This window comes from Ruegeria sp. CDSC021 (assembly GCF_059610845.1).
This window is the reverse complement of the sequence record NZ_JBXWOK010000001.1, coordinates 847,218-873,327: the sequence shown is the minus strand read 5'-3', so window position 1 is coordinate 873,327 and position 26,110 is coordinate 847,218. Positions and strand designations below refer to the sequence as shown.

General features: G+C 58.1%; 25 protein-coding genes. 6 read left to right on the top strand and 19 right to left on the bottom strand.

Annotated elements, in window-relative coordinates; all coding sequences use genetic code 11:
- Positions 1-8 precede the first annotated feature (8 nt).
- On the top strand, positions 9-824 hold the full coding sequence (locus AC2FGB_RS04345; protein WP_496693278.1) for an ABC transporter substrate-binding protein: 816 nt from the start codon (positions 9-11) through the stop codon (positions 822-824).
- 2 nt (positions 825-826) lie between these two features.
- Here AC2FGB_RS04345 and AC2FGB_RS04340 read toward each other — a convergent pair whose 3' ends face one another.
- The 10 genes from AC2FGB_RS04340 to AC2FGB_RS04295 all read right to left on the bottom strand — a co-directional run bounded on the left by AC2FGB_RS04340 (position 827) and on the right by AC2FGB_RS04295 (position 10,006).
- Positions 827-1,699 carry a substrate-binding domain-containing protein gene (locus AC2FGB_RS04340; protein ID WP_281972249.1) on the bottom strand — a complete coding sequence of 291 codons (873 nt, stop codon included), beginning with the start codon at positions 1,697-1,699 and terminating at the stop codon, positions 827-829.
- Positions 1,700-1,825, bottom strand: coding sequence for a hypothetical protein (locus AC2FGB_RS04335; protein ID WP_271946568.1), 126 nt, complete (start codon positions 1,823-1,825; stop codon positions 1,700-1,702). It lies immediately after the preceding gene.
- A gap of 13 nt (positions 1,826-1,838) precedes the next feature.
- A complete protein-coding gene (locus tag AC2FGB_RS04330) occupies positions 1,839-3,101 on the bottom strand; it encodes a c-type cytochrome (RefSeq protein ID WP_496687651.1) in 1,263 nt (420 codons plus the stop codon).
- Positions 3,102-4,283: a formate dehydrogenase subunit gamma gene (locus AC2FGB_RS04325; RefSeq protein ID WP_496693277.1), complete on the bottom strand. Its 1,182-nt coding sequence runs from the start codon at positions 4,281-4,283 to the stop codon at positions 3,102-3,104. It abuts the gene before it with no gap.
- A 119-nt stretch (positions 4,284-4,402) separates the two neighbouring features.
- Entirely contained in the window at positions 4,403-4,996 is a 594-nt protein-coding gene (gene fdh3B, locus AC2FGB_RS04320; protein ID WP_085821701.1) for a formate dehydrogenase FDH3 subunit beta, read from the bottom strand.
- An 11-nt stretch (positions 4,997-5,007) separates the two neighbouring features.
- Positions 5,008-7,902, bottom strand: a complete 2,895-nt coding sequence (locus AC2FGB_RS04315; RefSeq protein WP_496693276.1) for a formate dehydrogenase subunit alpha — start codon at positions 7,900-7,902, stop codon at positions 5,008-5,010.
- A gap of 107 nt (positions 7,903-8,009) precedes the next feature.
- A complete protein-coding gene (locus tag AC2FGB_RS04310; protein WP_142634359.1) occupies positions 8,010-8,198 on the bottom strand; it encodes a ubiquinol-cytochrome c reductase iron-sulfur subunit N-terminal domain-containing protein in 189 nt (62 codons plus the stop codon).
- 59 nt (positions 8,199-8,257) lie between these two features.
- Positions 8,258-8,869, bottom strand: a complete 612-nt coding sequence (locus AC2FGB_RS04305; protein ID WP_496687658.1) for a TorD/DmsD family molecular chaperone — start codon at positions 8,867-8,869, stop codon at positions 8,258-8,260.
- Positions 8,870-8,873: 4 nt separating this feature from the next.
- On the bottom strand, positions 8,874-9,455 hold the full coding sequence (locus AC2FGB_RS04300; RefSeq protein ID WP_496693275.1) for a DUF3306 domain-containing protein: 582 nt from the start codon (positions 9,453-9,455) through the stop codon (positions 8,874-8,876).
- Positions 9,452-10,006 carry a DUF3305 domain-containing protein gene (locus AC2FGB_RS04295; RefSeq protein WP_142634353.1) on the bottom strand — a complete coding sequence of 185 codons (555 nt, stop codon included), beginning with the start codon at positions 10,004-10,006 and terminating at the stop codon, positions 9,452-9,454. Before AC2FGB_RS04295 ends, AC2FGB_RS04300 begins: the two co-directional genes overlap by 4 nt.
- 230 nt (positions 10,007-10,236) lie before the next feature.
- Between AC2FGB_RS04295 and AC2FGB_RS04290 the strand changes: the two genes are divergently transcribed.
- Entirely contained in the window at positions 10,237-12,189 is a 1,953-nt protein-coding gene (locus AC2FGB_RS04290; RefSeq protein ID WP_496693274.1) for a 4Fe-4S binding protein, read from the top strand.
- Here AC2FGB_RS04290 and AC2FGB_RS04285 read toward each other — a convergent pair.
- Positions 12,183-12,911, bottom strand: coding sequence for a hypothetical protein (locus AC2FGB_RS04285; RefSeq protein ID WP_496693273.1), 729 nt, complete (start codon positions 12,909-12,911; stop codon positions 12,183-12,185). The genes AC2FGB_RS04290 and AC2FGB_RS04285 overlap by 7 nt on opposite strands.
- Before the next feature lie 110 nt (positions 12,912-13,021).
- Between AC2FGB_RS04285 and AC2FGB_RS04280 the strand changes: the two genes are divergently transcribed.
- Genes AC2FGB_RS04280 through AC2FGB_RS04270 form a run of 3 tightly spaced genes read left to right on the top strand, consistent with a single transcriptional unit; the run spans position 13,022 to position 15,254 of the window.
- Entirely contained in the window at positions 13,022-14,083 is a 1,062-nt protein-coding gene (locus AC2FGB_RS04280) for an Mrp/NBP35 family ATP-binding protein (RefSeq protein WP_281972241.1), read from the top strand.
- The gene (locus tag AC2FGB_RS04275) at positions 14,080-14,775 is read left to right on the top strand and encodes a biotin/lipoate--protein ligase family protein (protein ID WP_496687669.1); all 696 of its coding nucleotides are present in this window, start codon (positions 14,080-14,082) and stop codon (positions 14,773-14,775) included. Before AC2FGB_RS04280 ends, AC2FGB_RS04275 begins: the two co-directional genes overlap by 4 nt.
- Entirely contained in the window at positions 14,775-15,254 is a 480-nt protein-coding gene (locus AC2FGB_RS04270; protein ID WP_496693272.1) for a DUF6505 family protein, read from the top strand. The genes AC2FGB_RS04275 and AC2FGB_RS04270 overlap by 1 nt, the downstream gene beginning before the upstream one ends.
- Positions 15,255-15,257: 3 nt before the next feature.
- Here AC2FGB_RS04270 and AC2FGB_RS04265 read toward each other — a convergent pair whose 3' ends face one another.
- The 8 genes from AC2FGB_RS04265 to acs all read right to left on the bottom strand — a co-directional run bounded on the left by AC2FGB_RS04265 (position 15,258) and on the right by acs (position 24,656).
- Positions 15,258-15,758, bottom strand: coding sequence for a flavin reductase family protein (locus tag AC2FGB_RS04265; RefSeq protein WP_281994740.1), 501 nt, complete (start codon positions 15,756-15,758; stop codon positions 15,258-15,260).
- An 88-nt stretch (positions 15,759-15,846) separates the two neighbouring features.
- A complete protein-coding gene (locus AC2FGB_RS04260; RefSeq protein ID WP_496693271.1) occupies positions 15,847-17,259 on the bottom strand; it encodes a 3'-5' exonuclease in 1,413 nt (470 codons plus the stop codon).
- Between the two features lies 1 nt (position 17,260).
- Positions 17,261-17,779 carry a hypothetical protein gene (locus AC2FGB_RS04255; RefSeq protein ID WP_142634335.1) on the bottom strand — a complete coding sequence of 173 codons (519 nt, stop codon included), beginning with the start codon at positions 17,777-17,779 and terminating at the stop codon, positions 17,261-17,263.
- Between the two features lie 26 nt (positions 17,780-17,805).
- On the bottom strand, positions 17,806-19,629 hold the full coding sequence (locus AC2FGB_RS04250) for a DUF294 nucleotidyltransferase-like domain-containing protein (RefSeq protein WP_496693270.1): 1,824 nt from the start codon (positions 19,627-19,629) through the stop codon (positions 17,806-17,808).
- 111 nt (positions 19,630-19,740) lie between these two features.
- Positions 19,741-21,525: a sodium:solute symporter family protein gene (locus tag AC2FGB_RS04245; RefSeq protein ID WP_142634331.1), complete on the bottom strand. Its 1,785-nt coding sequence runs from the start codon at positions 21,523-21,525 to the stop codon at positions 19,741-19,743.
- A 6-nt stretch (positions 21,526-21,531) separates the two neighbouring features.
- Complete coding sequence (locus tag AC2FGB_RS04240; protein ID WP_142634329.1) at positions 21,532-21,816, bottom strand: DUF4212 domain-containing protein; 285 nt, start codon at positions 21,814-21,816, stop codon at positions 21,532-21,534.
- A gap of 184 nt (positions 21,817-22,000) precedes the next feature.
- Entirely contained in the window at positions 22,001-22,684 is a 684-nt protein-coding gene (locus AC2FGB_RS04235; protein ID WP_142634327.1) for an adenylate kinase, read from the bottom strand.
- A 7-nt stretch (positions 22,685-22,691) separates the two neighbouring features.
- Entirely contained in the window at positions 22,692-24,656 is a 1,965-nt protein-coding gene (gene acs, locus AC2FGB_RS04230) for an acetate--CoA ligase (protein ID WP_142634325.1), read from the bottom strand.
- Between the two features lie 428 nt (positions 24,657-25,084).
- Here acs and dctP point away from each other — a divergent pair, with 428 nt between their 5' ends.
- Complete coding sequence (gene dctP / locus AC2FGB_RS04225) at positions 25,085-26,101, top strand: TRAP transporter substrate-binding protein DctP (RefSeq protein ID WP_496693269.1); 1,017 nt, start codon at positions 25,085-25,087, stop codon at positions 26,099-26,101.
- The last annotated feature ends 9 nt before the right edge of the window (positions 26,102-26,110 follow it).

Here is a 26,110-nt window from a genome sequence, read left to right as displayed (position 1 = left end):
GAGTTCAAATGATCCGCAAATTCGTCGGGGCTGCAGTAATAGCGCTTGGCCTGAACACTACAGCCGCATTGACCGAAACCCCATTTATTGTAGTCCAATCAACCACGTCGACTCAGAATTCGGGCTTGTTCGACCATATCCTGCCAGGCTTTGAAGCCGAAAGCGGGATTGATGTCCGCGTGGTGGCTGTTGGTACAGGGCAGGCGATCCGCAATGCGATCAACGGTGACGGGGACGTCTTGCTGGTTCACGCCAAACCTGCCGAAGAGAAGTTTGTGGCAGATGGTTGGGGTGTTGAGCGGTCGGACGTGATGTACAATGATTTTGTCCTTGTAGGGCCAAAATCCGATCCCGCCAAAGTGAAAGGTGGGACTGACATTATCGCGGCGCTGACCGCCGTGGCTAAGGCCAAGGCGCCCTTCGCCTCACGCGGGGATGACAGCGGGACGCATAAGGCAGAATTGGGCCATTGGGCCTCGTCCGGTATCGACCCGACCGACGCTTCGGGCACTTGGTACCGGGAAACTGGATCCGGGATGGGGGCGACACTGAACGTGGCTAGTGGGATGGGTGCCTATGCGCTGACGGATCGGGCGACCTGGCAGAGCTTTGGCAACAAGGGAAACCTTGAGGTCATGGTTGAGGGCGATCCGCGCCTGTTTAATCAATATGGGATTATTCTTGTGAACCCTGACAAGCATCCCAAAGTGCGGGCGGCCTCGGGGCAGCGCTTTATTGACTGGTTGACCGGGCCCGAAGGGCAGGCGGCCATCGCATCTTACACGCACGACGGCCAGCAGCTGTTCTTTCCCAACGCCCAATAGGGTCATCCGCTGGCTCCATTGTGATGGATGGTTCCGAGATCCGACAAGTCATACCCGCCGAATTCTTCTGCCCGGGTGGCAAAGCGGTCGGATTGCACAAAGCCGAGCAACCGAAGCATCGGGCCATCGAAATAGGCGCGCCTCCAGATGGCAAGGTCCAGGCGTTCGGTATGGGTCGGGGCAAAGCCCAGATTGTACAGCCCCGCAAGCGCACCCAGGCCGAATCCGGCATCGGCTTTGCTGTCATGCAGGGCTATGGCCAGCTCTTCTTCGGTACGTGCGCAGGTCGGCAGGGTATCCAGATCGTCTCGGTTCAGGCCGTGCGCCTGCAGTTGCGTGTCGAACAACCGTTGACTGGCGGCACTGTCCTGACGAAGAAGAATGCGACGGCCCCGGAGGTCAGAAAAGTCCGATATCCCAGTCACACCGGGGGCCATCAGTAGCCCACGCTGGCGTTTTGCTAGTTCGAACAGAATGACGGGTGCCTCTCCCAGATGGTCCTGGAGAGATTGCGTGTTAAATCCGTCTGTCTCGTGGATATGCAGCGCCGCAGCCTGCGCTGATCGTTCTTTCAGGCGATTCAAGCCGTCAAATGAGCCGTCATAATAAGTTGCCAGGCCCGACCCGCTTTCCCGCAGAGCCCAATCCAACAGCGGATCATGACTGCCCGCCACGATCGGCGGCAGCGACGGTTCTGCGACCTGCGGTCCGCTGCGCGATGCGTTCAGCCAGGCAATGACTTCGGCCCTTGGAAACAAGAGTTTGCCCATGGCCCGGACACAGGGGACCTCGCCGGATGAAGCAAGGTCATAGGCTTTACGCTCGCCAATGCGCAGCAGGTCGGCCAGTTCTTTGGTGGTCAGGTATTCTGACATTCAGTCGAGGCGCACGGCCGAACCCGCGCTGGCATTCGCCGCGCTGAATCCGAATTGGCCTAAGGCAAATGGCGCAGCGACGGCAATTACAGCCATCGTGGCAACAGCGGCTAGAAAGGCTTTCATATTTACCTCCGGTTCAGTTTTCCGGTGCCGTGACGCGGCGCAGAAAGGCGATCAAATCTTTGCGGTCATCCGCTTGTGTAATCCGTTGCATGGGCATCTTCGATCCCGGAATGTAATGGTCTGGTCCTTGGTCGAAAAGGGCATTTATCGTCTCGCCATTCCAAATGATATCAGAGTCTTGCAGCGTGTCCGAGTAGAAATATTCCGGTAAGCTGCCCGCCCGGCGACCAAATACACCAGAGAGCGTAGGTCCAGCACGTCTGTGCCCGTCCGCCGTCAGGCTGTGACAGATCGAGCATTTGCGCACGAATTGGCGCTCGCCATTGTCCATCTGGTCAGGGTTCTTCAGAAAACTAGGTTCAGTCGCGGCCATCTGTTGTTGGTCGCCAAGGTCAGATACCGGCCAGCTATACATCGCCTCATCTATACCACCTGCATAGATGTTTTTACCATCGGTTGAGAAGGCCAGCGCCCAGACCGGGCCGCGCAATGTGGCCCGGAAATCCTGTGCGATGCGCCAGTCGATGGTATCGACCAACATGATATGACCCTCTCCGTCCCCCACCGCCAGCAAGCTGCGGTCCGGGCTGAGAGCCAGCGCAAGGATTGGACGGCGGTCCAGGGTGAAATCATGCTCGTCGCCTGTAGTCAGATCACGAATGCGCGTGACGCCATCGACGGCCCCATAGGCAATCCAGTTTTCATGGGGATTCAGGACCAGTTCGTTGATGCCGAACCCGTTATCAACCAGTCGCAGTTTTTCCTGACCGGTTGCGACATCCCAAAGACGAACCGCCCCATCAACCCCGCCGGTATACACCGCATCTCCGTTTGGTGTGAACACAACAGCATTCACACCGCTGCCTGTGGGCCCCAATATCTTTGGCTCTGACCCGTCAAGCGGCCAAACCCCTATCGTGCCGTCCCAACTGGCAGTGGCGATGTAGGAGTTTGAAACAGCAATATCGACGATCTTGCCCTTGTGCCGCCCGAGGATTTGGCCATCCGGCCACCGGCGCAGGGTAAAGTCGTCACCAGCGGAATAGATCGCTGTGTCGCCAAAGGCGACGCTATTCACGGCAGCCTCGTGCCCCTCAAGCCATTGCGGCGTGCGGTCTGACCACAGGCCGACGGAGTTGTCGAAGCTGGCCGTCGCAATCCGGCCGTCCGGCGCGGAGGCAATCCCCATGATCGGACCGCCATGACCTTTCAGCGTGAAGAACTCGGCCAAAGCGGGCAGGGGGGTCAACACCAGTGCTAGGATTAGACTGCGCATCTATTCCGCAGGCGAGGCCACTGCCTTATTGGCCTCTTTTTCCTGTACCTCTTCGAGCCAAAGCGAGTGGTGCTCACGCGCCCATTGTTCCTCGACCTCGCCGGTGCCCATCGCGTCGAAAGCGCCCTCCATCCCCACCGAGCCCAGGTAGATATGCGCGATGATGATGGCGATGAAGACATAGGCGACCATCACGTGCCAAACCTGAGCATATTGCATCTCTTCTTGTGGTGACATCTGCACCGGAAGGTTCAGACCCAACATCTGCGGGATGCTGGTGGCATTTGCGATTGAGAAGGTCTTAGCAAACAGCGGCATCTCAAACGGGAACAGCAGAGACAGGCCAGACAGGCTGATCGATACGCCCAGCAGGATACAGGCCCAGAAGATGATCTTTTGACCCGCGTTGAATTTTTTGGCCGGAGGATGGCTGCCTTTCGTGAACAACCCGCCGCCGGCGGCCAGCCATTTCAGGTCGGTGCGGTTGGGGATGTTGTGGGCGATCCAGTTCACAGTGACCATGATCAAACCCAGCATGAAGGCCCAGGCGAGGTTGTTATGCAGCCATTTGCAGCCCTGCGCTATGGCTGCAAAGCCTTCTTTCCCGAAGATTGGGATCAGAAAGTCTCGACCATAAAGGGTCAGCAAACCGGTCAGGCCAAGGATGAGGAAAGAGCCCGCGAACAGCCAATGTCCGAACCGCTCAAAGCCTGAGAAACGCGTAACCGTGCGTCCCGTCTTTTCACCATCAATGCGGATTTTACCCCGGACCAAGAAGAACAGCAGCAGGATGCCAAGCATCCCGGCCAGAATATACGTGCCGTAATCGCGCAACGGGCCTGTTCGGAAATTCAACCACCACATGCCTCCGTCCTGTATCAAGACGCTGGCCGCAGGACCGTTCGACGAAACGGTCACATCCGCCGAGCCATAGCGCAAAGCGCGATAGACGTCGCTGTCAGACGCCACGCCACGTGTGCCCAACTGGCCCATCAGACCTTCGGCGTTGCCTTGACCGGTGTTACCTGAGCGATAACCGTTATCGACCGTCTCGCCACGCTGCCGGGCCAAGATATCCTCGATCGTGGTCGCGCCACCCGTTGAATTGCGATCCGGAGCATCCTGCGCAAAAGCAGGAACAGTCAAAACAATGAGACAGAACAGAAGTCGCAGGAAAATCATATGAACCTCGTGACGCGGTCATTGGCGTAGGCCCGATTGCGGGCGGGCAGAGATTTTTCGTCGAAAAATCTTATTGCTCCCCGGCACGCGGTACGCGCCGGGGAAAGTTCAGCTATGGATCAGCCGTCTTTTTGGTCGTAGGCCGTGCCCCAACCCCAGGCGCCAGACCCAAAACCGCGCGCCACGACGCGTTCGCGATAGATGGCCGATACCACGTCGCCGTCACCGGCAAGCAGGGCCTTGGTGGAACACATCTCGGCGCAGATGGGCAGTTTGCCTTCTGCGATCCGGTTGCGACCGTATTTGGCGAACTCTGCGGTCGAGTGCGTTTCCTCGGGGCCACCGGCGCAGAAGGTACATTTGTCCATCTTGCCGCGTGATCCGAAGTTGCCTGCCTGTGGGTATTGCGGCGCGCCGAACGGGCACGCATAGAAGCAATAGCCGCAGCCAATGCACAGGTCCTTGGAGTGCAGGACGACCCCTTCTTCGTTCTGATAGAAGCAGTCAACCGGGCACACCGCCATACAGGGCGCATCCGAGCAATGCATACAGGCAACCGAGATCGAGCGTTCGCCCGGGTCGCCGTCATTGATCGTCACCACTCTGCGGCGGTTGATGCCCCAAGGCACCTCGTGTTCGTTCTTACACGCGGTTACGCAGGCGTTGCATTCGATGCAGCGTTCAGCGTCGCAGAGAAACTTTGCTCTAGCCATTGTCGTCCTCCTTACGCTGCTGAGATCTTGCAGAGAGTCGCTTTGGTCTCCTGCATCTGGGTTACTGAATCATAGCCATAGGTCTGGGCGGTGTTCGAACTTTCTCCCAGCACATAGGGATCAGCGCCTGAGGGGTATTTGTCCCGCAGATCCTGACCCTGGAAATGGCCGCCAAAGTGGAATGGCATAAAGGCCACGCCGGCACCAACCCTGTTGGTCAGCATCGCCATCACCTTGACCTTACCACCCTCAGGCCCTTCGACCCAGACCTGAGCCCCGTCGCGAATGCCCAGGTTGTTGGCATCGCGTGGGTTGATCTCGACGAACATGTCCTGTTGCAGTTCGGCCAGCCACGGGTTCGACCGGGATTCCTCACCTCCGCCCTCATATTCGACCAGACGACCAGACGTCAGGATTATCGGGTAATCCTTTGAAAAGTCGTTCTTCTGGATCGAAGCATACAGGGTTGGCAGGCGATAGGACTGACGATCCTCATAGGTCGGATAATCCTCTACCAGATCACGCCGGTTGGTATAAAGCGGCTCGCGATGCAACGGGATCGGGTCCGGGAAAGTCCAGACCACGGTGCGGGCCTTGGCGTTGCCAAAGGGCGCACAGCCATGTGCAATCGCAACCCTCTGGATGCCGCCTGACAGGTCGGTTTTCCAGTTGGTCTTTGGCCCCGCAACGGCGTCGATGGCCGCACGTTCTTCGGCCGTCAGATCGCCGTCCCAACCAAGATCCATTAGCATCTGCATCGTGAATTCGGGATATCCGTCCTGAATTTCCGACCCAACGCTATAGACCCCTTCCGCCAGCAGGTTGTCGCCATCACGTTCCACGCCAAAGCGCGCGCGGAAGGTCAAGCCACCTTCGGCCACCGGTTTGGACATGTCATAGAGGTTTGGTGTCCCCGTATGACCCATCTCTGGCGTTCCCCAGCACGGCCAGGGCAGACCGTAGTATTCGCCGTCGTTTGGTCCACCTATAGCTTGCAGCGTGGTTCTGTCGAACGTGTGCTGATTGGCCATGTGGCTTTTCAAACGCTCCGGCGATTGGCCTGTATAGCCGATGGTCCAGAGGCCCGAGTTGAACTCACGCGTGATGCTTTCAACATTTGGGGTTTCGGCGTCCTCCATCTCGATATTGCGGAAGAACCGATCCGCCCAGCCGAACTTGTTGGCGAACTTGGCCATGATGACCTCGTCCGGCAGGCTTTCGAACAGCGGATCCACCACCTTGTCGCGCCACTGCAACGACCGGTTCGAGGCCGTGACCGAGCCACGGGTTTCGAACTGCGTACAGGCGGGCAACAGGTAAACGCCATCGGTCCGATCATGCAGAACGGCGGAAACGGTGGGATACGGGTCGATCACGACCAGCATGTCCAGCTTTTCCATCGCCGTCTTCATTTCCGGCCCACGGGTTTGCGAGTTCGGAGCGTGCCCCCACAGAACCATGGCGCGGACATTGTTGTCCTGATCCATGTTGGCGGGGTCTTCCAGAACACCGTCGATCCAACGAGAGACCGGGATGCCGCGCTCATTCTGCAGCGGTTTATCCTTGCCCTCCTTGTCCTTGATCGAGGCGAACTGGCCGGACAGCCATTCAGGGTCTTCACCCCAAACGCGCGCCCAATGGCCCCATGCCCCTGCGGACAGGCCATAATAGCCGGGTAGGGTATGGGACAGAACACCAAGGTCCGTCGCACCCTGCACGTTGTCGTGGCCACGGAAGATGTTGGTGCCACCGCCCGACGTTCCCATGTTGCCCAAAGCCAGCTGCAGCACGCAATAGGCGCGTGTGTTGTTGTTGCCATTGGTATGCTGGGTGCCGCCCATGCACCAGATCACCGTGCCAGGACGGTTGTTGGCCATGGTGCGCGCCACGCGCTTAAGCTGTGATCCGGGTACGCCGGTCACACGCTCAGTTTCTTCCGGGTTCCAGTTGGCGACCTCTTCACGGATCTGATCCATGCCCCAGACACGGGTGCGGATGAACTCCTTGTCCTCCCAGCCGTTGTCGAAGATGTGCCAGAGGATACCCCAGATCAGAGCCACGTCAGAGCCGGGGCGGAACCGGACATACTCATCCGCATGCGCTGCGGTGCGCGTAAAGCGCGGGTCGCAAACGATCAGCGGCGCGTTGTTCTGCTCTTTTGCGCGCAGAACATGCAGCAGAGAGACCGGGTGTGCCTCAGCCGGGTTGCCACCGATGATGAAGATAGCCTTGGAGTTGTGGATGTCGTTATAGCTGTTGGTCATGGCGCCGTAGCCCCATGTATTCGCAACACCCGCAACAGTAGTCGAGTGGCAGATACGGGCCTGATGGTCCACATTGTTCGTGCCCCAATAGGCGGCGAACTTGCGGAACAGATAGGCCTGTTCGTTGTTATGTTTCGCGGAACCCAGCCAGTACACACTGTCCGGTCCGGATTCTTCGCGGATGTTCATCATGCCGTCGCCGATCTCGTTGATCGCCTCTTCCCAGCTGATGCGCTTCCACTCGCCGCCTTCCTTTTTCATCGGATATTTCAGGCGGCGTTCACCATGGGCGTGCTCACGGACCGAGGCCCCCTTGGCGCAGTGCGCACCTAGGTTGAAAGGGCTGTCCCAGCCGGGTTCTTGCCCGATCCAGACGCCGTTCTGCACCTCGGCCACTACGGTACAGCCGACCGAGCAATGCGTGCATATGGATTTGATGTTTTCAACGGCTTGATTGGCCGCTGACTGGGCACTGGCTGGCGTCACGGTTCCACCCGTGGCGCTGATCGCGGCCAACCCGCCGATCGTCAGGCCCGATCCGCGCAGGAACGCGCGGCGATCGACGGTTTTCTCGCCGACCTGGGACAGGATACTTGTCCGCTGGGAGCGTCTCGCAACCCCGTTGGTCTTTTTCCTAAGCATTTCTTTCCTCCCTTGCTGGCCATGTTAGCTATGGCTGGCTTGGTACTGTTGGTGCCGACGTCAGGGCCAATCGCAACCGTCAGTCGGGTGGTGACATCGTCCGGGGTTCAGAACCGGGCGCTGTCCAGATATGCGCGCGTATGCGCGGTGTCCTGCATGCGGGTCTCATCCGTCGGCAGCTCGGCTGCCTCGGCTTGTCCGCTCAGGCTGGCGGCGGCAACTGCAGCGGGCGCTGCGGTTCCGGCCAGTTTCAAGAAGTCACGGCGCGTGGCGCCTTCTTCCTTGGTTTTGCTCATGGGATCCTCCTTTCCCAATTGCGATCTAGCGCCTATTGGGGCGCTGGCGAATGGCGGGATCATCCCGCCGTCATTCGAAAGGCTTCACGCTCGATTTCCATGAAAACCCGACCGGCGGTGCCGACCGAGGCATAGAAAACCGAGTTTTCCGCAGCTTCCAAATCTGAATAGAAATGTGCGGCCCAGGGGCCGATGTGTTTGTTCCAGAACGCTTTTTGATCTTCCAATGAGGCGGGCGCGCCAAAGCGTCCGACAATCATGCCCGCCATCATCTCCATCAACGAGGCGATATTGTCTTCGGGTTCAAACACGTTCTGCGCCCGTGTGATCTGACGAACCGCCATGTCGTTGCGCAGTTGCGCCAGCGGTTTTTCGTTCAGGAAACCAGTCAGGTAGAAACTGGCATAGGGCAGCAGTTCTCCGCGTCCTAGCCCGATGAACAGGGCATTGAATTCGCGTTCGGCAGCCGCAGGTTTTGTCACTTTTGCCACCCGCGACATCGCCTTGATGGCCTGTCCCAGATCGGTGTCATCGCCGGTCAGACCGACCACCTGAGACAGCAACATATGATCCGGTGGAGAGGCCAGCAACAGCCCAAGGAAGTTATAGAAATCCGCGCGCAGACGATCCTCGGCTGAGACGTCTAGGTTTTGCGCGTTGCTTGCGGTCATAACGTTATCCTTCGTATTCAAACTTCATGCGGCGTGGGGCAAGCGTAAGCTCTGCCTCTTCCGAGTCGTCGATTTCAGAAGTCATTACAGGCTCTGACGATTGCATCTCGGGTACCTCGGGCAACTCAGGCTCTTGCGTGGTTTCTTCAACCTCAGGGATCTGGTCTGTGTCTTCCTCTTCGGTCTGAGCGGCCAAAGCCTCGATATGGGCCAGCATTCCCTTGCCGACCTGATAGGCGGTCTGGATATTTTCGATCACGCAGGCGGCGTCGGTATAGTCCTCGCCGTAATCCACCAGCCCATCGACATTGGCCAGAACCGGGTTTAGGCGCCAGAGCTGCCGAAGGGCGCGGCGGCGCAACCGGTCAGGCACTGCCTTGGCCATAAAGCCCGAGACGTCGTCACCAACTTGCAACTGATCAGGGTCGGGCAAATTGAATTCCGCCAGAATTTCAGCGTCAGTCTTTTCTTCCAGCTCGCCCCGCTGTTCAGCGAAAGCCTGTTCTTGTGCTGCTACAATCTCGGCTTTGGCCTCAGCCTGAACGGCGGCCTTGCGGCGCGACCAGAAATCGCGGGTTTCTGTCATTGCACAATCCTCCGCGGGGCGCGGAAAACATCCGAGTCCTGCCGGATGCGTACATCCCCTTTGCCGTCCTCAACCAGATCGGTGCGTTTCTTATCACGGCGGCGCTTGACGAAGACTTCGTTGCGATGATGCTCCAGTGCGAAATCACGTACCCAAGCGATCAGCCCATCAGTCATTGGGATTTTCTCGACAAGCTCTTCGCCGGTATCTGCGTAATCCTGTCCTTCGAACGGTGAGGCGGTCACCAGCACCGCGTCCATCGGCTGTGTTCCATCCAGCGCATCGCGCAGGACCAGATAGATCGAGGGTTGCCCGTCCGACAGGTTGACCATGTAGGCTTCGGCCTCATCCGACCACAGGGTCAGGGGCAGGGTGGCTGCATGGTATTCGACCGCTTCACCCTCGCGCCGCATCTCCAGCCAATCGGCCGGTCCAGCGCCGGGCAGCACGGCGACGGCGCGCCAGTTCCATTGCGCCCAGCGTGTAACCCCGGGTGTTTTGCGCACGACGACGCCGATTGGCATTTCAATCTGGCTGGCGGCCTTGGCCACTAAGTCCTCCCTGGAAAGCTCTCCCCTGCCTTCCTCAGGGTCTACTATGGTACACAAAGTAGCTTCCTGCCAAGTCCTTGGGTGGTCGAATATGCACCCTTCACCGATTGTTTACGGTCCTCGCGGCTCTTATCGGGCTTTGTTCCGGCGATCCGGCCCCCACGGGCATTGCTACTTTCTTCAGAGGTTCTAAGCTGACCTTGGACTGGGGAGGACATCCGGGGGAGGTTATGGGTACGAGATTGCTGCTATGTGACTGTGCGGGAACGCAAACCATTGACGCTGAGAAACTATCGTCAGCTTGCGATGTCGCCTGCTCCAGAATTCACACCGCATTATGTACGAAAGAACTGGAAAGCGTCGCACAGCCGCTGCAAGAGGGCAAAGTCGTAATAGCCTGTACACAAGAGCAGGATGTTTTTCTGGCATTGGCCGATGAGTTAGGTGTCGAGGTGCCAGGGTTTGTCGATCTTCGCGATCGTGCTGGGTGGTCTGAAAAAGGGCAGGATGCTGCCCCCAAAATGGCCGCGCTGGCTGCTGAGGCGGTGTTGCCTCAGCCGATCACACCCAGTGTCGATGTGGTCAGCGAAGGGACGTGTTTCATCGTCGGGCCCGGCGCGCTGAGCTTTGAAGTGGCAGAACGCCTGTCGGACCAGTTGGCCGTGACGGTCTTGGCTACTGATGACATGGACCCCATGTCGCGCAGCTTTGATGTGGTGCGCGGGCGCGTTCGTACTGTGAAAGGTGCGCTGGGCGGGTTTTCGATAAAGCTGGATGCGTTGCAACAGCTTGAACCCGGTGGGCGCGGGGCCTTTGGCTGGACCGAACCGCGCGATGGGGCGAACTCCTCATGCGATATGGTTGTGGATCTGACCGGCGGCACGCCTCTGGTTCAGGCCCCAGCCAAGCGCGAAGGGTATTTGCGAGCTGATCCCAAAGATGCGGTCGCTGTCGAACGGCTGGCGTTTGAGGCCATGCAACTGGTCGGGACATTTGAAAAGCCTCTCTATGTCCGGTTGGAAGAATCCCTCTGTGCGCATTCCCGTGCCGAACAGGTCGGGTGTACGAATTGCCTGGATATCTGCCCGACGGGGGCGATCACCCCTGCGGGCGAACATGTAGCCATCGACCCTATGGTTTGCGCAGGGTGCGGAGAATGCGCGGCGGTTTGCCCATCTACCGCGATAACTTACGAGGATCCGCCCGTTTCTGCGCTGCTGTCACGGATGCACATTCTGTCGCGCACCTACCGGCGTGCAGGCGGGCAAGCACCCCGGCTGTTGGTGCATGACGCGCATGGGGCCGAAATGATCCGCCTGTCCGCCCGTTTCGGACGCGGGATTCCAGCGGATGTGATCCCGCTAGAACTGAACGTGATCTCGGGCTTTGGCCATGCCGAGATGCTGGCCGCGCTGGCACATGGGTTTGCGCGGGTTGATGTGCTGCTGGCCCCAACAACCGAAAGGGATGCCTTGGACCGCGAACTGGCGCTGGCGCAGGCTATCGCTGGGACTGCAGGGTTGGCACAGATCGATGAGGCTGATCCCGATGCGCTGTCCGACCTGCTATATGCGCAGGACGTGCCGCCCCCCTTGGCCGACCCGGTTCTGCCGCTGGGAAATCGCAGGCAGATTACGCGACTGGCCGCACAGGCGCTGAACCCGCAGGCCGCAGCCCCGTTGCCCTTGCCCGAGAATGCACCCTATGGGGCCATCGCGGTGGATACGGACGCCTGTACATTGTGCCTCAGCTGCGTGTCCCTTTGTCCGTCAGGCGCTTTGGCCGACAACCCGGATATGCCGCAGCTGAACTTCCAACAGGATGCCTGTCTGCAATGTGGCCTATGCCGAACAATCTGCCCCGAGAATGCGATAACTCTGGTACCGCAACTGGATTTAAGTGATGCGGCCCTGTCTCAGGACGTGTTGAACGAAGAAGACCCTTTTGCATGTGTGGAATGCGGTGCCCTCTTTGGTGTCAAATCGACCGTCGAACGTATCATGGAAAAGCTGTCTGGTACGCATCCGATGTTTGCGACATCCGAACAGGCGCGCATGATCCAGATGTGTGACAACTGTCGCGTGAACGCGCAGTTCCAGCACAAGGACAACCCGTTTCAGTCAAACCCGAAACCCAAAGTCGTCACGACCGAGGACTATTTCTCGAAAAGAAAGGATCATTGAAGCTGTAGCGGCGCGCCCAGATCTGCTGCCTCGATGGCCGAGACAAAGGCCAGAATCGCCTCTAACTCCTCCAGCGTCATCTCGACCGGGTGGATTGGCGAAGGACGCAGAGGGTCAAAGGGCGGGGTTACGTCCTCAATCTGTGTGAAAGCGGGATGAGGGTTCAGGGCAAAGAAGGCCTCGAACCGTTCGGACCAGTCCGGCATAGCCCGCAGCACGGCGAAAGAGGGGGTGGAGCCAAGCCCGTTCATCTGGTTCTGCGGACCGATCACATGGCAGCGCCCGCAATGGATCATCGACAGCTCCGCACCCAGGACAGCGTCGCCGTCGATCTTGTCGGTCTCGGTCGCGGCCTCGACCGTTAAGCTGGCGGAATAGGGCGGGCCGCTTTCGGGCGCGAAACTCTCAACGGTGCGCTTGCCGATGTCAGACAGCAGCCAGTCCCGAAACCGAAGCTGCTTTGTGTCGTCCAGTATGCGCAGGTGGTAAGTGACCCCGTGACGCGCGAAAACCGGATCGCCTGGCGGTGATCCACCCAGAGACATAGCGCCGGTATCGTCCGCAACGACGCGTATCCCGGTCTTGAGAGAAAAACGCGGAAGAATATGTTGCAACAGACCAGAGTCTGTAACCTCATCCGGGGCGGCAAGCCCCAGCGCCTCTTGCGACCAAGAGGGGGTAGCAGAGAGCAGCAAGCTCAGGCAAAAGAAGGTAACCCGCATAAAGGCAGCTTATCGGCCTGCGCCCGAATGCGTCAAATGAACGAAAAAAAGACGGAGACACATGCAATGAAACGTATCCCAACGACCGGGCAAACCAAAAGGGTAATGGCATGAGTGTTCGTGACGCGGTTCTGGCGAACCTGAAGAAAATCACCGATCCGGTTTCAGGCCAGGATATCGTAAGCGCCGGAGTTGTCCGCGCGTTGAATGTCGATGGCGATACAGTGCGCTTTGTGCTTGAGATTGATCCGAAACAGGCAGAGCGGATGGAGCCGGTGCGCGCCGCCGCCGAGCATGCTGCGCAGTTGGTGGAGGGGGTCGACAAGGTTTCCGCCATGATGACCGCGCATTCCGAAAAGGCCCCGCCTGAACTGAAGCCCAAGCCGAAACCATCTCAGACAGGTCCGCAGGCCGTTCCGGGTGTCGATCGGATCATCGCCGTTGCATCCGGTAAGGGCGGAGTCGGTAAATCCACCGTATCCGCAAATCTGGCTTGTGCTTTGGCTGCAGAAGGGCGGCGTGTCGGGTTGTTGGATGCTGATGTCTATGGCCCATCACAGCCTCGGATGCTGGGTGTCTCTGGCCGCCCGGCCAGCCCGGATGGCAAAACGATCCTGCCCCTGCGCAATCATGGCGTCACGATGATGTCGATGGGACTGATGACCAACGAAGGGCAGGCGGTCGTCTGGCGTGGTCCGATGCTGATGGGCGCGCTTCAGCAGATGATGGGGCAGGTTCAGTGGGGAGCATTGGATGTATTGATTGTCGACCTACCGCCGGGCACCGGCGATGTGCAACTGACGCTCAGCCAGAAGTTCAAGGTGGACGGGGCCATCGTGGTGTCGACCCCGCAGGACGTGGCCCTGATCGACGCGCGCAAAGGGATCGATATGTTCAATCAGCTCAAGACGCCGATTATTGGAATGATCGAGAATATGTCGACCCATATCTGTTCGAATTGCGGGCATGAGGAACATGTGTTCGGCCATGGCGGCGTCGCCGCCGAGGCCGAGGCGCTGGGCATTCCGCTGCTTGGTGAGATTCCGCTGCATCTGGATATCCGGGTTGCGGCGGATGGGGGGGCGCCCATCGTTGTCAGCAAGCCGGACAGCGCACAGGCCGAAGCTTTCCGCAAGATTGCCCGCGACATGATCACCAAGGGCAATGCATGACCCAGCCGGTCTTTCCTCCGTTGCTGACTGGACATGGCGTTCAGGGCGGGGAAGACCCGTTCGAACGCGCCCAGGCGATGGCAGCGCTGGGCTGTGATGCCGGAACGGTGGTCTACAACATTCAGGCCAACCGTTTGCGCGTTGCCATTGTATTTGCACCTGAGGTTCCATTGCAGGACGCCATGGTGATGTTGCCGCTTTGCGGAGTTGGGTTTCAGAATGCGCTGGGCGCTCTAGCCCCGCCCGAGGTTGCCGTTCATCTGGACTGGGGCGGCCCTATCTGTGTGAATGGTGCGACCTGCGGCAAGTTTCAGGTTGCTGCGTCGACTTCAGACCCTCAGATTGAGCCTGACTGGTTGATTGTCGGCTGGGAGCTGGCCTTGCTACAGACCAGCACCGCGCCAGGCCAGGCCCCGGATATCACAGCGCTCTACGATGAAGGGTGTGCCGAGGTCCAGCCTGTCCAACTGATTGAAAGCTGGTCGCGCCATATGCTGACATGGCTCAACCGTTGGCAAGAAGACGGCAACGCGCCGTTGCACAGCGAATGGTTGGGCCTGCTGCGTGGTGTTGGCGAACCCTTTGGCGAGATCGGGGTCTTTTTGGGCACTGATGAACGGTTTGGCATGCTTATCCGCAATGGTGCGGACACCCGCCTGCACCCGCTGACTGACTTACTGGAGAACGGATGATGAAACTGGCCCGTGCGATCCATTTCGATGAAAGCGACACGAATGTGTTTCATTCTCCGGCGCGAACGGGTGAGTGGTGCATTTCAGGCGGGTTCGAGTTTTCGAATTGGGGCGAAGGCGATTTGGAGGGTAAAGCCCGCCAGGCCTTTGCGAATGGTTGGTTGGGGGTTGAGACATTCGGCCGGGTGACCTTTGTAGCGGTGACGCAGGTTGAACAGGCCGAGATCGACCAGATTGCCCGGAATTTGGCGGAACATTTCGTGCAATTCTACGGGGCCCCATCGGTCGAGGCCGCCCTGGGTGTTGCGCAGGAAGAGATCGCGCATATGGCAGAGCTATGTGATGAACACGCCGTCAATACTCTGCTGACCGTCGCCCGTGAGCTGTCTGAAACCGGGGTGCTTGAGGCGTTTCGCATCATCACACCGCAGGAAACCCAGCTTGAGGCGCTGGCGGTCCACGGATCGCTGGACGAATAGGGCTTATAGCAGATCAGCAAAGCCGCCGAATTGACCGCGTTTGAAGATCAGGCCTTTGCCGGTGCGGTACATGGCCTGTTCGACTTCACCCACGATGATCAGATGATCCCCTGCCTCGTGCCGGGCATGAAGCTGGCAGTCGAACCGCGCCAGACAATCCGCCAGACGAGGGCGACCACGGTGATCTGCGGCCCAGTTGGCATGTGAAAAATCCGCACCCTCGCGCGCGAATTTTAGGGCCTGTTCCTGCTGTTCCTCAGCCATCACATGGATCGAATAGTGATCGCAGTCTTTGAAAGCGTCGAACCGGTTCGAATCCTTCGCCAGGCACCACAGCACCAGCGGAGGCGTCAGCGAGACCGAGGAAAACGAATTGACCGTGATTGCGCGGGGCCCCAGCGCTGTTTCGGTGGTGACGACCGTGACCCCGGTTCCAAAACACCCCAATGCCTCGCGAAACGCGGTGCTGTTGTCCGGGGTTGGGGTGAAGGTGCGGTCCGTCATCTCACGCTCATTCTGTGGCCGCGCCTCAGGTGCCACGGCAAGTCGGGATTGTCCATGAAAAGCTGCGCCTGAGGTGCATATTTCGCCCTCAGTTCAGGTCCTCAAGCAGACGACCGTGCCGGCGGGTTGCTTCGATGACCTCGCCAAACGTATTCATCCCGCGCGCTTGCAGCATCGGAAGCATCCGAACCAGCGCCTCGGCGGTGGCAACTGCATCACCCAATGCCGTATGACGCAGCTCATGCGGAATTGTAATGTCCAGCCGTTCGCACAGCGCGTCCAAAGTGTGCGTGTCGCTGGCGCCGAACAGGACCGCAGATAGCAGGACCGTATCCAGTACGGGATGCGTCCACTCAACTTTCATACGGTCGGCGTGGCGTCGTAGAAACGCCATATCAAAAGGTGCATTATGCGCCACGATTACAGCATTTCGCGCGAATTCGTGAAAGATACGCCCGGCTTCGGCGATTTCCGGCGCGCCATCGACCATTCGATCCGTGATCTTGTGAACCTTGGTCGAGGCGGCAGGGATCGGCATGACCGGGTTCACCAGCATATCCAGCCTTTCGCCTTCGACCATCCGTCCATTTACCACACGGACTGCGCCGATCTGGACGATCTCGTCTTTGTGCGGCAGCAGGCCTGTGGTTTCGGTGTCGAAGACAACAAAACAAAGCTCGCGCAGAGGCAATGTCTCGAATGATTGGTCGGTGGATGTGTTCAGCAAACCAAAGTCATAGACCAGAGGTCTGGCAGCCTCAGGCGCTATATTGGCGGCGCTGTCATCTAGGATTAGCATATAGCCGGAAGTTTCCCCCAGCGGTTTCATGCGGGCTGAATAGGTCTGCGCCCCATCAATGCTGGTCAGCGAACAGGATGCCTCCATCCCGGTCTTGGTCAGTTTAGCATAGGCTTTCTGCAGCGCGTCTGGCTGGAAGTAATCGAACAGTGGCGCATTCAGGCGTGGATGCGAAATCTGTGCCAGAACCTCGGCGGCCTGTCCGTCATACAAAACGAGCCTGTGAGAGGCGCTAGCCAGCAATATGGCTACAGGAATTTCAGTCAAAAGCGCCCTAAGCCTTTGCTGTTCCGCAGCCAGATGCTCGGTTTCAGCAGCGACAGCCTCTGCCACGCCCATGGTCTTGTCGGACAGTTGGTTGGCCAGACCGGCAGCCGCAGGGGCCAGGTCGCCAAGATACCGCGCGGCTTGCAGATCGAGGTCGCGGCTGACACCGGCATGCGCTCGTGCGCGCAGTTCAGCGGAAAGCCTTTCGATCGGCTTGGCGACATTATCGTCGAACAATAGCCAGACAGCGGCGATCAGGGCCAGCAGACCGAACCCGATGACGATCTCTGCAAAGATGAACGCCTCAAAAAGGGCCGGATCCGCCGCCCGCCTGTAGCTTACCCAAAGCGCAACCGAGCTGACGGCAACTCCGCCGACCGCCAGTAGGCAGAAGAACAGGAAAATCCGCAGGCGCAGGCTTAATCGGGTCAGCATGTTACACTCCGCAAGTGGCCTCGATGATCGGATCGTTCGTAGAGCCTGTTACCCAATCGGCGTTCAGCAACTGGCCGTTGTCACCAAACTCTGCCCCATCCGCCAGATTGGCGCGTTGGTTCTTGTCGCAATCCACAGCGACCGGCAATTTTGAAACCGGTGCCCAACGACCAAAGAAATACAGTTCAACGAGGCGCTGCTCAGGCACTTGGTCATTGGTGCGCACAGATAGGGTGTCGATTGCGGCAAAACGATCAACAAAGGGCATCGCATAGGTCCAGGGACGGTACAAAGCGCGGCTTTCGACCTCTTGAATGATGATCAGACCATCTGGAAGCGTATCGCGCGTGCGGTCAAACCATGAATACTCGCTGTTGATCGTCATCCCGATCATGCCAATGCCCGCCGCGACTGGTGCGGACCAACGAGGCAGGCGTCCACCTGTCAGTTTGTTGATCACCATCACGATGCCGGCTAGGGCGACGCCTGCAAATATCGTGCCGATCAGTTCTAAGAACATGAATACTCTCCAAGGTTCCTGAGGGTTTAGCCCAGCATTCCTTTACCGTGGCCGACCGCCGATTGCATTGTTTTTACCACGACAAAGGCATCTCGCAGATGACTTCGCTCAAAGTCCGAAAGATCGGAAGGGGGCAGGAAATTGTCCGGCTTCTTGTTGCCTTTCACCAGACGGGCCTGATGGTCCAGCCGCGTTTCGGCGATCAGATCGTAAGCGTCCAGCAGGTCGCGGGTACCTGAGGGGCTGAGGACGCCTGCCGCCCCAGCTGCTTTCAGGCGGGCACGTGTATTGGCCTGGGACAGTTGCCCCTGAAGGCTGTATATCCGGGCCAGGTCAACCACAGGCACAACGCCATTATGCTTTAGATCCAGCGTGTTGCGATGTTCACCCGAGCGTACCGTAGCAAACCCGCGTAACAGGCCTAGCGGCGGCGTGTGCTTTAACGAGTTCGAGATCATATGTGCCACAAAGATTGAATTCGCTTGGGCCGCGGCCAGCGTTTCGGCCTGCAGGTCATCGAACAGGTGAAATGCGCCGCCAATGGGGCGCAGGTCGAACATGACCGAGGCCAGCATCTGCGCCTCGGGGTTTGGTTTGGCGATCCACCCGCGAAAATAATCACGCCAGACACTTACCGGTTGGCACCAGCGTGGATTTGTCGCCATCATGTCGCCCGGGCAATAAAAGTACCCACATTTATCCAGCCCGTCCGACACGATTTTTGCCAGTGCCTGGAAATATAGCAGGTCGTCATCGGTTACTTTGTCATCCAGCATCAAGCAGTTGTCCTGATCCGACACCCCGGTTTGTTCCTGTCGTCCCTGCGATCCACAGGCCAGCCATAGGTAAGGCACAGGTGGTGGTCCAAGCTGTTTTTCCGCCATTGCCAGCAAACGTCTGGTGGCTGTGTCGGCGATATCGGTAATCAGGCGCGTAACGATCTCGTGGCGATTTCCGGCAGCGACAAGCTGGACCAGAAGCTGGGGAATCTCTTCGGTCACTTCTGCCATCTGCTGCGCGGTTTGCGCATTTGCTATCCGGCGCACCAACTCGGCGGAATTGACCGCCTGATAGTGGGTCAGGTCTGTCTGGGTGACAATTCCGACCAGACGCCCAGCTTCGGATACCGGAATATGGCCGATGCCGCGCTCCATCATGATGTGAAGAACATCCGATCCGATATCCGACGGCGACAGCGTCACCGGGTTTGCCGTCATTATTGCCGATACAGGGGTATCCACAGACATCCCATCGGCAACGTATTTGCCCGAGATATCTCGTAAGGTGGCGATCCCCAAAAGAATGTCCCCCTCGGTGATGCAGAGAGAGGAAATATGTCTGTCCCTCATCATCTGCGCCGCTTCGCGAACGGTGGTATTAGGGGGGCAGGTTGCGGGGTTATGTGCCATCAGAACGTCGATAGCGCTGGTTGCAAGGCTTTGGGGACTGGAGCGTTCCGTGCGGGTCCGATCAAAGAATTTGGCGACGATTTCATGTTCGTCAATGAGGTCTCGGATCAGGTTGGGCGGGATCACCAGAAAAACCGAGTTTGCGTGTGCCTGCGCTTTGGTCGCGGCTTTACCGTCTTTCAGTAAACCGCGTTCCCCGAAAGAATTGCGCAGTCCCAGATGAGAGACAATCGCGCCGTTCCTGTCAGTGATTTCAACCTGTCCTTCGTAAATCACGAATACGCCGGGCAGGGGCGCGCCCAGTTGATACACCGGGGATCCTTCTTCGACCTCCCAAACTTCGATCTGATCAGACAGCGTTGCCAGATCATCGGCGGGCAGGGCGTCATAAGGGTGAACGGATTTCAGAAACCGCGTGATCTCGGCTTGGGGCAGGGGCATCGGATACTCCTCGGTTTCTATTCGAAAAATCCCGCCCGGTGGAATGCCGGGCGGGAGTAGTCAGTCGAAAGACACGGCCTTTGGCAAGGTGCTCAGGGGCCGCATCTCTACTCAGTGATCCTGAGCGGCACCCGCGCCACGGGGAATGCGGACGCTTTCGACCAGATCCTTGATCTCTTGCGGGGTTTCTTTGGTCATGCCAGCCACCACATAGGCGACAGTGAAGTTGACCAATGCACCGATCGCACCGAACGAAGTCGACTTGATCGTACCCAACAGAGGATCAGCATCCGTGAACGAGTTGGTATCCGGAATGAACAACCAGCCCTTGTGCAGGAAGATGTAGACCAGGGTCACAGTCAGACCAGCCAGCATACCAGCAACCGCACCGGTGTTGTTGATGCGGGTCGAGAAGATCCCCATCATCAGCGCCGGGAAGATCGAGGCCGCTGCCAGACCAAACGCCAGGGCAACGGTCTGCGCTGCAAAACCTGGAGGGTTCAGGCCCAGATATGTCGCCACAACAATGGCCACGCCCATTGCGATCCGCGCCGACAGAAGCTCGGATTTTTCCGAAATCTGCGGGTTGATCGCGCCTTTGATCAGGTCGTGTGACACAGCGGACGAGATCGCCAGCAACAGGCCCGCAGCGGTCGACAGAGCAGCCGCAAGACCACCGGCAGCGACCAGACCGATCACCCAACCCGGCAGGTTGGCAATTTCGGGGTTGGCCAGAACCAGGATGTCACGGTTGAACTTGGTCAGCTCGTTTCCGACCCAGCCCTTCTCTTCCGCAAGCGCCTGCATGTCGGCATTCTTGTCGTTATAGTACTGGATCTTGCCGTCGCCGTTCTTGTCTTCCCAGTCCAGCAGGCCGGTTTTCTTCCATGTAGCCATCCAGTCATAACGGGCGTCGTTGTCGATATCTTCGACGGATACGGCGCCACCTTCGATGCCGCCATTTGGCCACATCATGTCACTGATGTTTAGACGGGCCATTGCGCCAACCGCAGGGGCGGTCAGGTAAAGCAGTGCGATGAACACCAGCGCCCAACCGGCAGACCAGCGGGCATCAGCCACTTTCGGCACGGTGAAGAAACGCATGATTACGTGCGGCAGACCGGCCGTACCGATCATCAGCGACAGCGTGAACAGCACCATGTTCAGCGTGTCCGAGTGGTGGGCGGTGTATTCGTTAAAGCCCAACTCGGTCACGATCGCATCCAGCTTGGTCAGCAGCGGTTCACCGCTGGCGGTATCACCAAACAGACCCAGAGCCGGAACCGGATTGCCAGTCAGTTGCAGGGAAATAAAGATGGCTGGGATTGTGTAGGCGGTGATCAGCACGCAGTACTGAGCGACCTGTGTGTAGGTCACGCCCTTCATCCCCCCAAACACCGCGTAGGCAAAAACAACGGCTGCACCAATTAACAACCCGGTGGTGTTTGACACTTCAAGGAAGCGGCCAAAAGCTACGCCAACGCCGGTCATCTGGCCGATCACGTAGGTCACAGACGCTACGATCAGACAGATCACCGCCACGATACGCGCGGTCTGGCTGTAAAAGCGGTCGCCAATGAACTCTGACACGGTGAACTTGCCGAACTTACGCAGGTAAGGGGCAAGAAGCAGCGCCAGCAGCACATAACCACCGGTCCAACCCATCAGGAAGGACGAGTTGTCATAACCGGTAAAGGCGATGAGGCCCGCCATCGAGATGAACGAGGCTGCAGACATCCAGTCTGCCGCTGTCGCCATACCGTTGGTGACCGGGTGAACGCCGCGACCGGCGGCGTAGAATTCTGATGTGGACCCAGCACGGGCCCAGATCGCGATGCCGATGTAAAGCGCAAAGGACGCGCCCACAAACAGCAGGTTGATGGTAAACTGGTCCATAGGGTCTTACTCCTCCTCAACGCCGTATTCAGCGTCTAGCTTGTTCATCCGCCAGGCGTAGTTGAAGATCAGCAGCAGAAAGACCAAGATGGATCCCTGTTGCGCGAACCAAAAGCCGAGATCGGTTCCGCCGACGGAAATGCCGGACAGAAGTGGACGCAGCAAAATGCCGAATCCAAACGACACCAGCGCCCAGATCACCAGGCTGATGTAGATAAGACGCAGGTTGGCCTGCCAATAGCCCTTATCGGCTTCGGCAGTCTGCGCGGAGTGTGTTGATTGATCCGCCATCGCGGGTTCCTCCTTCGCTTCCTCTTTGAGCGGCCCGTTGTCCTAACCCTCCAGCGCGCAGGGCCACTTTTCGATATGCTTGATGCCAGGTGGCATCAGGCAAGACTTCTCTGGTCCGCCAGAGCGGGTCCTTTGAAGTTTTCCTTTAGGAATTCGGCCCTTATTGAGGGCGGGCCATATTCCCCTAGTTCATTGTGTCGCTGACGATCCGTTCCAGATTGCCGGCGATGTCTTCGATATTGCCCATGGCGTTCAGACCTTTCAGAACGCCATGGTCTTGGTAATAAGTGATCAGCGGCGCGGTCTGCGCATGATAGGCAGCCAGCCGTGAGGCGACGGTTTCAGCATTGTCATCTGCGCGGCGCTTGAACTCGGTCTTGCCGCATTTGTCGCATTTGCCTTCGACTGCGGGCGTTTTGAACCGATCATGGAACCCTTCGCCACATCCGGCACATGTGTAACGGCCGGAAATACGGATCACCATTTCAGCGTCTTCAACCTCAAGACTGATGGCTGCGTTGATCTGCTGACCGGTCTCTGACAGCAGCGCGTCCAGCGCCTGTGCCTGAACCGTGGTGCGGGGGAAGCCGTCCAGAATGACGCCCTTGGCGCAGTCCGGTTCGGCCAGGCGATCCCGCAGGATTGCAATTACGATATCGTCACTGACCAGATCACCCGCCTCCATGACAGCTTTGGCGGCTTTTCCGGCTTCGGTTCCCGCGGCAACTGCCGCCCGTAACAGGTCACCCGTGCTGAGTTGGACAAGCCCGAACTTGTCTTCGAGCATACGGGCCTGGGTACCCTTCCCGGCGCCCGGGGGGCCGAGAAGGATCAGTACGGTGGGTGTAGTGATCGTGGCAGCGTCCATCACATCCTCACTTGCTTGCGCGGTTTTCGATCAAGTTGTCGACCACGGACGGATCAGCCAGGGTCGATGTGTCACCGAGCGATCCAAAATCATTCTCGGCGATCTTACGCAGGATACGGCGCATGATCTTGCCCGAGCGGGTTTTTGGCAGGCCAGGAGCCCATTGGATCACATCCGGGCTGGCAATCGGTCCGATCTCGGTCCGAACCCAGGTGCGCAGCTCTTTCACAAGCTCGTCCGAGGGTTCGCGATCATTCATCAAGGTGACATAGCAATAGATGCCTTGCCCCTTGATATCATGGGGATAGCCCACAACCGCGGCCTCGGCCACGGCAGCATGTGCCACCAGAGCGCTTTCGACCTCGGCCGTACCCATGCGGTGCCCCGAGACGTTGATCACATCGTCCACACGTCCGGTGATCCAGTAATCGCCATCCTCGTCCCGGCGGCAGCCGTCACCGGTGAAGTAGTAGCCTTTGTAGTCCGAGAAATAAGTCTTCTCGAACCGTTCATGATCGCCCCAGACCGTACGCATCTGGCCGGGCCAGCTGTCCTTGATGCACAGCACGCCTTCGACGCCGTTGCCGTCGATCTCGACCCCGGATTGCGGGTCCAGAACCACAGGCTGGATGCCAAAGAACGGCTTCATGGCCGAGCCGGGCTTCATCGCGTGGGCGCCGGGCAGGGGGGTCATCAGGTGACCACCGGTTTCGGTTTGCCACCAGGTGTCCACGATCGGGCAGCGCCCACCGCCGACAACGTCATTGTACCAGTTCCACGCTTCCGGGTTGATCGGCTCACCCACAGTGCCCAGCGTGCGCAGATCGCTCAGATCGCATTTCTCGACCCATTCATTGCCTTGCCCCATCAGGGCGCGCAAAGCGGTAGGGGCCGTGTAGAATTGATTGACCTTGTGCTTTTCACAGACCTGCCAAAAGCGGGATGCATCCGGATAGGTCGGAACACCTTCGAACATCAGCGTGGTCGCGCCATTGGCCAGCGGGCCATAGACGATATAGCTGTGGCCGGTCACCCAACCGACATCGGCGGTACACCAATAGACGTCGCCTTCATGGTAATCGAAGGTGATCTCATGCGTCATTGCCGCATAGACCAGATATCCGCCGGTGGTATGCACCACACCTTTCGGCTGACCGGTCGACCCGGAGGTATACAGAATGAACAGAGGGTCTTCGGCGTCCATTTCCGCAGGCGCGCAATAGTCATCCGCCTCGAGCGCCATTTCGTTATAGTCGTAGTCGCGCCCGTCGATCCATGTGGTCTGGCCGTTGGTACGCTTGACAACCAAGCATTTCACCGTGTCCTTGCAGTGCAGCAGGGCCGCGTCTGCGTTTGACTTCAACGGTGTCTTACGGCCGCCGCGAGGGGCCTCATCAGCTGTAATCAGAACCTTGGCGTCGCATCCGTTGACGCGTGCAGCCAGGGCATCAGGGGAAAACCCTGCAAAAACAATCGAGTGGATTGCGCCGATACGTGCGCACGCCAGCATGGCATATGCAGCCTCGGGGATCATCGGAAGATAAATGACTACGCGGTCGCCTTTGCGCACGCCCATGGAAACCAGGATATTCGCCATCCGGCAGGTGCGGCGGTGCAGTTCGGCATAGGTGATGTGTTGGGCGGGTTCATTCGGGTCATCAGGTTCCCAGATGATCGCAGTCTGATCGCCGCGTGTATTCAGATGACGATCCAGGCAGTTGGCTGAAACGTTCAGAGTGCCATCCGCATACCAGTTGATCCCGACCGAGCCCAAATCATAGCTGACGTCTTTCACTTGGGTATAGGGTTTGATCCAGTCAACGCGTTTGCCCTGTTCGCCCCAGAATGCAACGGGGTCGTTTATAGAAGCCGTGTACATTTCGCCGTATTTCTTGGCATCGACATGCGCACGCGCTGAAATTTCTGCGGATGGCGGATAAACTTTGGCATCTGCCTGAGCAGCGGTTGTCATTCTGAGGTTCCTCCCTCTGGACTTAAATTCACTGGGACAATCTTGCCCGCTGAACAGGCAATGTCGACCTGTTTCCTCCCGATGCAGGATAATACGGAGATCAGAAAACAAAGAAATAAATTACAGAAATAGCAGGGTTTATTTGTTAATAAATTTCAATCCCTTTGAAGGAATTGTAAAGGAAATCGTAAGATGTCAAAAAAGCATATTTAAAACAGCAATATAGATGTTAATCACTTTTCAACTGTTTTCAAAGTGCTCGCCCGTGAAATTTACACATTTCATATACACCTTATGATTGTTAGCGCTGGCGGGCGGATTGCAGATTTTGGTGGGTGGTCTGGCAGGGGTTGGCACATATCGATGTTGGCGCTAGCTTTACGCGCAAGCGACCCAAAAAAGGGGGCGCATCAATGGGAGAAATCACTATGACTAAAATGTTGAGCGGTGCCGCCGTCGCCGCCCTGACTGTTGCATTCGTTACCGAAGCTGCAGCAACAGAATGGAATGCTTCGGTCTGGGGCAAACGCCGGGCCTTTACCGAACATGTCGAGAAACTGGCTGAACTGGTCAGCGAAAAAACCGGTGGCGAATTCACGATCAATGTCAGCTATGGCGGGCTGTCAAAGCCGAAAGAGAATCTGGACGGGATTGAGATCGGTGCATTCGAGATGGCGCAGTTCTGCGCAGGCTATCACCGCGACAAAAATCGGGCGATCACTGTACTTGAACTGCCGTTCCTGGGTGTGAGCAATTTGGAAGAAGAGGTGGCCGTCAGCCACGCTGTATATGATCATCCCGCCGTTAAGGATGAGATGGCTCAGTGGAATGCCCGGATCATCATGACGTCGCCAATGCCCCAGTATAATATCGTTGGAACCGGTGATCCGCGCTCAACGCTTGCAGATTTTGACGGCATGCGTGTACGTGCGACTGGCGGGCTGGGCCAGGCGTTTGAGGCCGTTGGCGGTGTTCCAACATCGGTGCCCGCGACCGAGGCGTTTAATGCGATGGAATCCGGTGTTGTTGATACAGTGGCCTTTGCTCAGCACGCACATTTGTCTTTCGGCACTATCAACGAAGCCGACTGGTGGACGGCCAACCTGAACCCCGGCACTGTAAACTGTCCGGTTGTGGTCAATATCGACGCCTACGAAGCGCTGCCTGCGGAACATCGTGAAGCGCTTAACAGTTCTGTCGACGAGGCCATTGCCCATTATCTCACCAATTACGGCGGTCTGCTGGAGCAGTGGGATGGTGTGTTGACCGAAAAAGGCGTGCAGAAAGTTCAGATCGACGAAGCCGTGCTGGAGGAATTCCGCACCAAGGCTGCTGATCCGATCCGCGAGCAGTGGATCGCTGACATGTCCGCGCAGGGTCTGCCTGCGCAGGATCTATATGATCTTGTTCAACTGACGCTGAAACAACAGCGTGGCGGGAACTGATCACGCGTT

Excerpts from the sequence above, each read along its gene's own strand:
- AC2FGB_RS04345 (WP_496693278.1), top strand. The coding sequence starts at position 9 with ATGATCCGCAAATTCGTCGGGGCTGCAGTAATAGCGCTTGGCCTGAAC.
- AC2FGB_RS04340 (WP_281972249.1), bottom strand. The coding sequence starts at position 1,699 with ATGTCAGAATACCTGACCACCAAAGAACTGGCCGACCTGCTGCGCATT.
- AC2FGB_RS04335 (WP_271946568.1), bottom strand. The coding sequence starts at position 1,825 with ATGAAAGCCTTTCTAGCCGCTGTTGCCACGATGGCTGTAATTGCCGTC.
- AC2FGB_RS04330 (WP_496687651.1), bottom strand. The coding sequence starts at position 3,101 with ATGCGCAGTCTAATCCTAGCACTGGTGTTGACCCCCCTGCCCGCTTTG.
- AC2FGB_RS04325 (WP_496693277.1), bottom strand. The coding sequence starts at position 4,283 with ATGATTTTCCTGCGACTTCTGTTCTGTCTCATTGTTTTGACTGTTCCT.
- fdh3B (WP_085821701.1), bottom strand. The coding sequence starts at position 4,996 with ATGGCTAGAGCAAAGTTTCTCTGCGACGCTGAACGCTGCATCGAATGC.
- AC2FGB_RS04315 (WP_496693276.1), bottom strand. The coding sequence starts at position 7,902 with ATGCTTAGGAAAAAGACCAACGGGGTTGCGAGACGCTCCCAGCGGACA.
- AC2FGB_RS04310 (WP_142634359.1), bottom strand. The coding sequence starts at position 8,198 with ATGAGCAAAACCAAGGAAGAAGGCGCCACGCGCCGTGACTTCTTGAAA.
- AC2FGB_RS04305 (WP_496687658.1), bottom strand. The coding sequence starts at position 8,869 with ATGACCGCAAGCAACGCGCAAAACCTAGACGTCTCAGCCGAGGATCGT.
- AC2FGB_RS04300 (WP_496693275.1), bottom strand. The coding sequence starts at position 9,455 with ATGACAGAAACCCGCGATTTCTGGTCGCGCCGCAAGGCCGCCGTTCAG.
- AC2FGB_RS04290 (WP_496693274.1), top strand. The coding sequence starts at position 10,237 with ATGGGTACGAGATTGCTGCTATGTGACTGTGCGGGAACGCAAACCATT.
- AC2FGB_RS04285 (WP_496693273.1), bottom strand. The coding sequence starts at position 12,911 with ATGCGGGTTACCTTCTTTTGCCTGAGCTTGCTGCTCTCTGCTACCCCC.
- AC2FGB_RS04280 (WP_281972241.1), top strand. The coding sequence starts at position 13,022 with ATGAGTGTTCGTGACGCGGTTCTGGCGAACCTGAAGAAAATCACCGAT.
- AC2FGB_RS04275 (WP_496687669.1), top strand. The coding sequence starts at position 14,080 with ATGACCCAGCCGGTCTTTCCTCCGTTGCTGACTGGACATGGCGTTCAG.
- AC2FGB_RS04270 (WP_496693272.1), top strand. The coding sequence starts at position 14,775 with ATGAAACTGGCCCGTGCGATCCATTTCGATGAAAGCGACACGAATGTG.
- AC2FGB_RS04265 (WP_281994740.1), bottom strand. The coding sequence starts at position 15,758 with ATGACGGACCGCACCTTCACCCCAACCCCGGACAACAGCACCGCGTTT.
- AC2FGB_RS04260 (WP_496693271.1), bottom strand. The coding sequence starts at position 17,259 with ATGCTGACCCGATTAAGCCTGCGCCTGCGGATTTTCCTGTTCTTCTGC.
- AC2FGB_RS04255 (WP_142634335.1), bottom strand. The coding sequence starts at position 17,779 with ATGTTCTTAGAACTGATCGGCACGATATTTGCAGGCGTCGCCCTAGCC.
- AC2FGB_RS04250 (WP_496693270.1), bottom strand. The coding sequence starts at position 19,629 with ATGCCCCTGCCCCAAGCCGAGATCACGCGGTTTCTGAAATCCGTTCAC.
- AC2FGB_RS04245 (WP_142634331.1), bottom strand. The coding sequence starts at position 21,525 with ATGGACCAGTTTACCATCAACCTGCTGTTTGTGGGCGCGTCCTTTGCG.
- AC2FGB_RS04240 (WP_142634329.1), bottom strand. The coding sequence starts at position 21,816 with ATGGCGGATCAATCAACACACTCCGCGCAGACTGCCGAAGCCGATAAG.
- AC2FGB_RS04235 (WP_142634327.1), bottom strand. The coding sequence starts at position 22,684 with ATGGACGCTGCCACGATCACTACACCCACCGTACTGATCCTTCTCGGC.
- acs (WP_142634325.1), bottom strand. The coding sequence starts at position 24,656 with ATGACAACCGCTGCTCAGGCAGATGCCAAAGTTTATCCGCCATCCGCA.
- dctP (WP_496693269.1), top strand. The coding sequence starts at position 25,085 with ATGACTAAAATGTTGAGCGGTGCCGCCGTCGCCGCCCTGACTGTTGCA.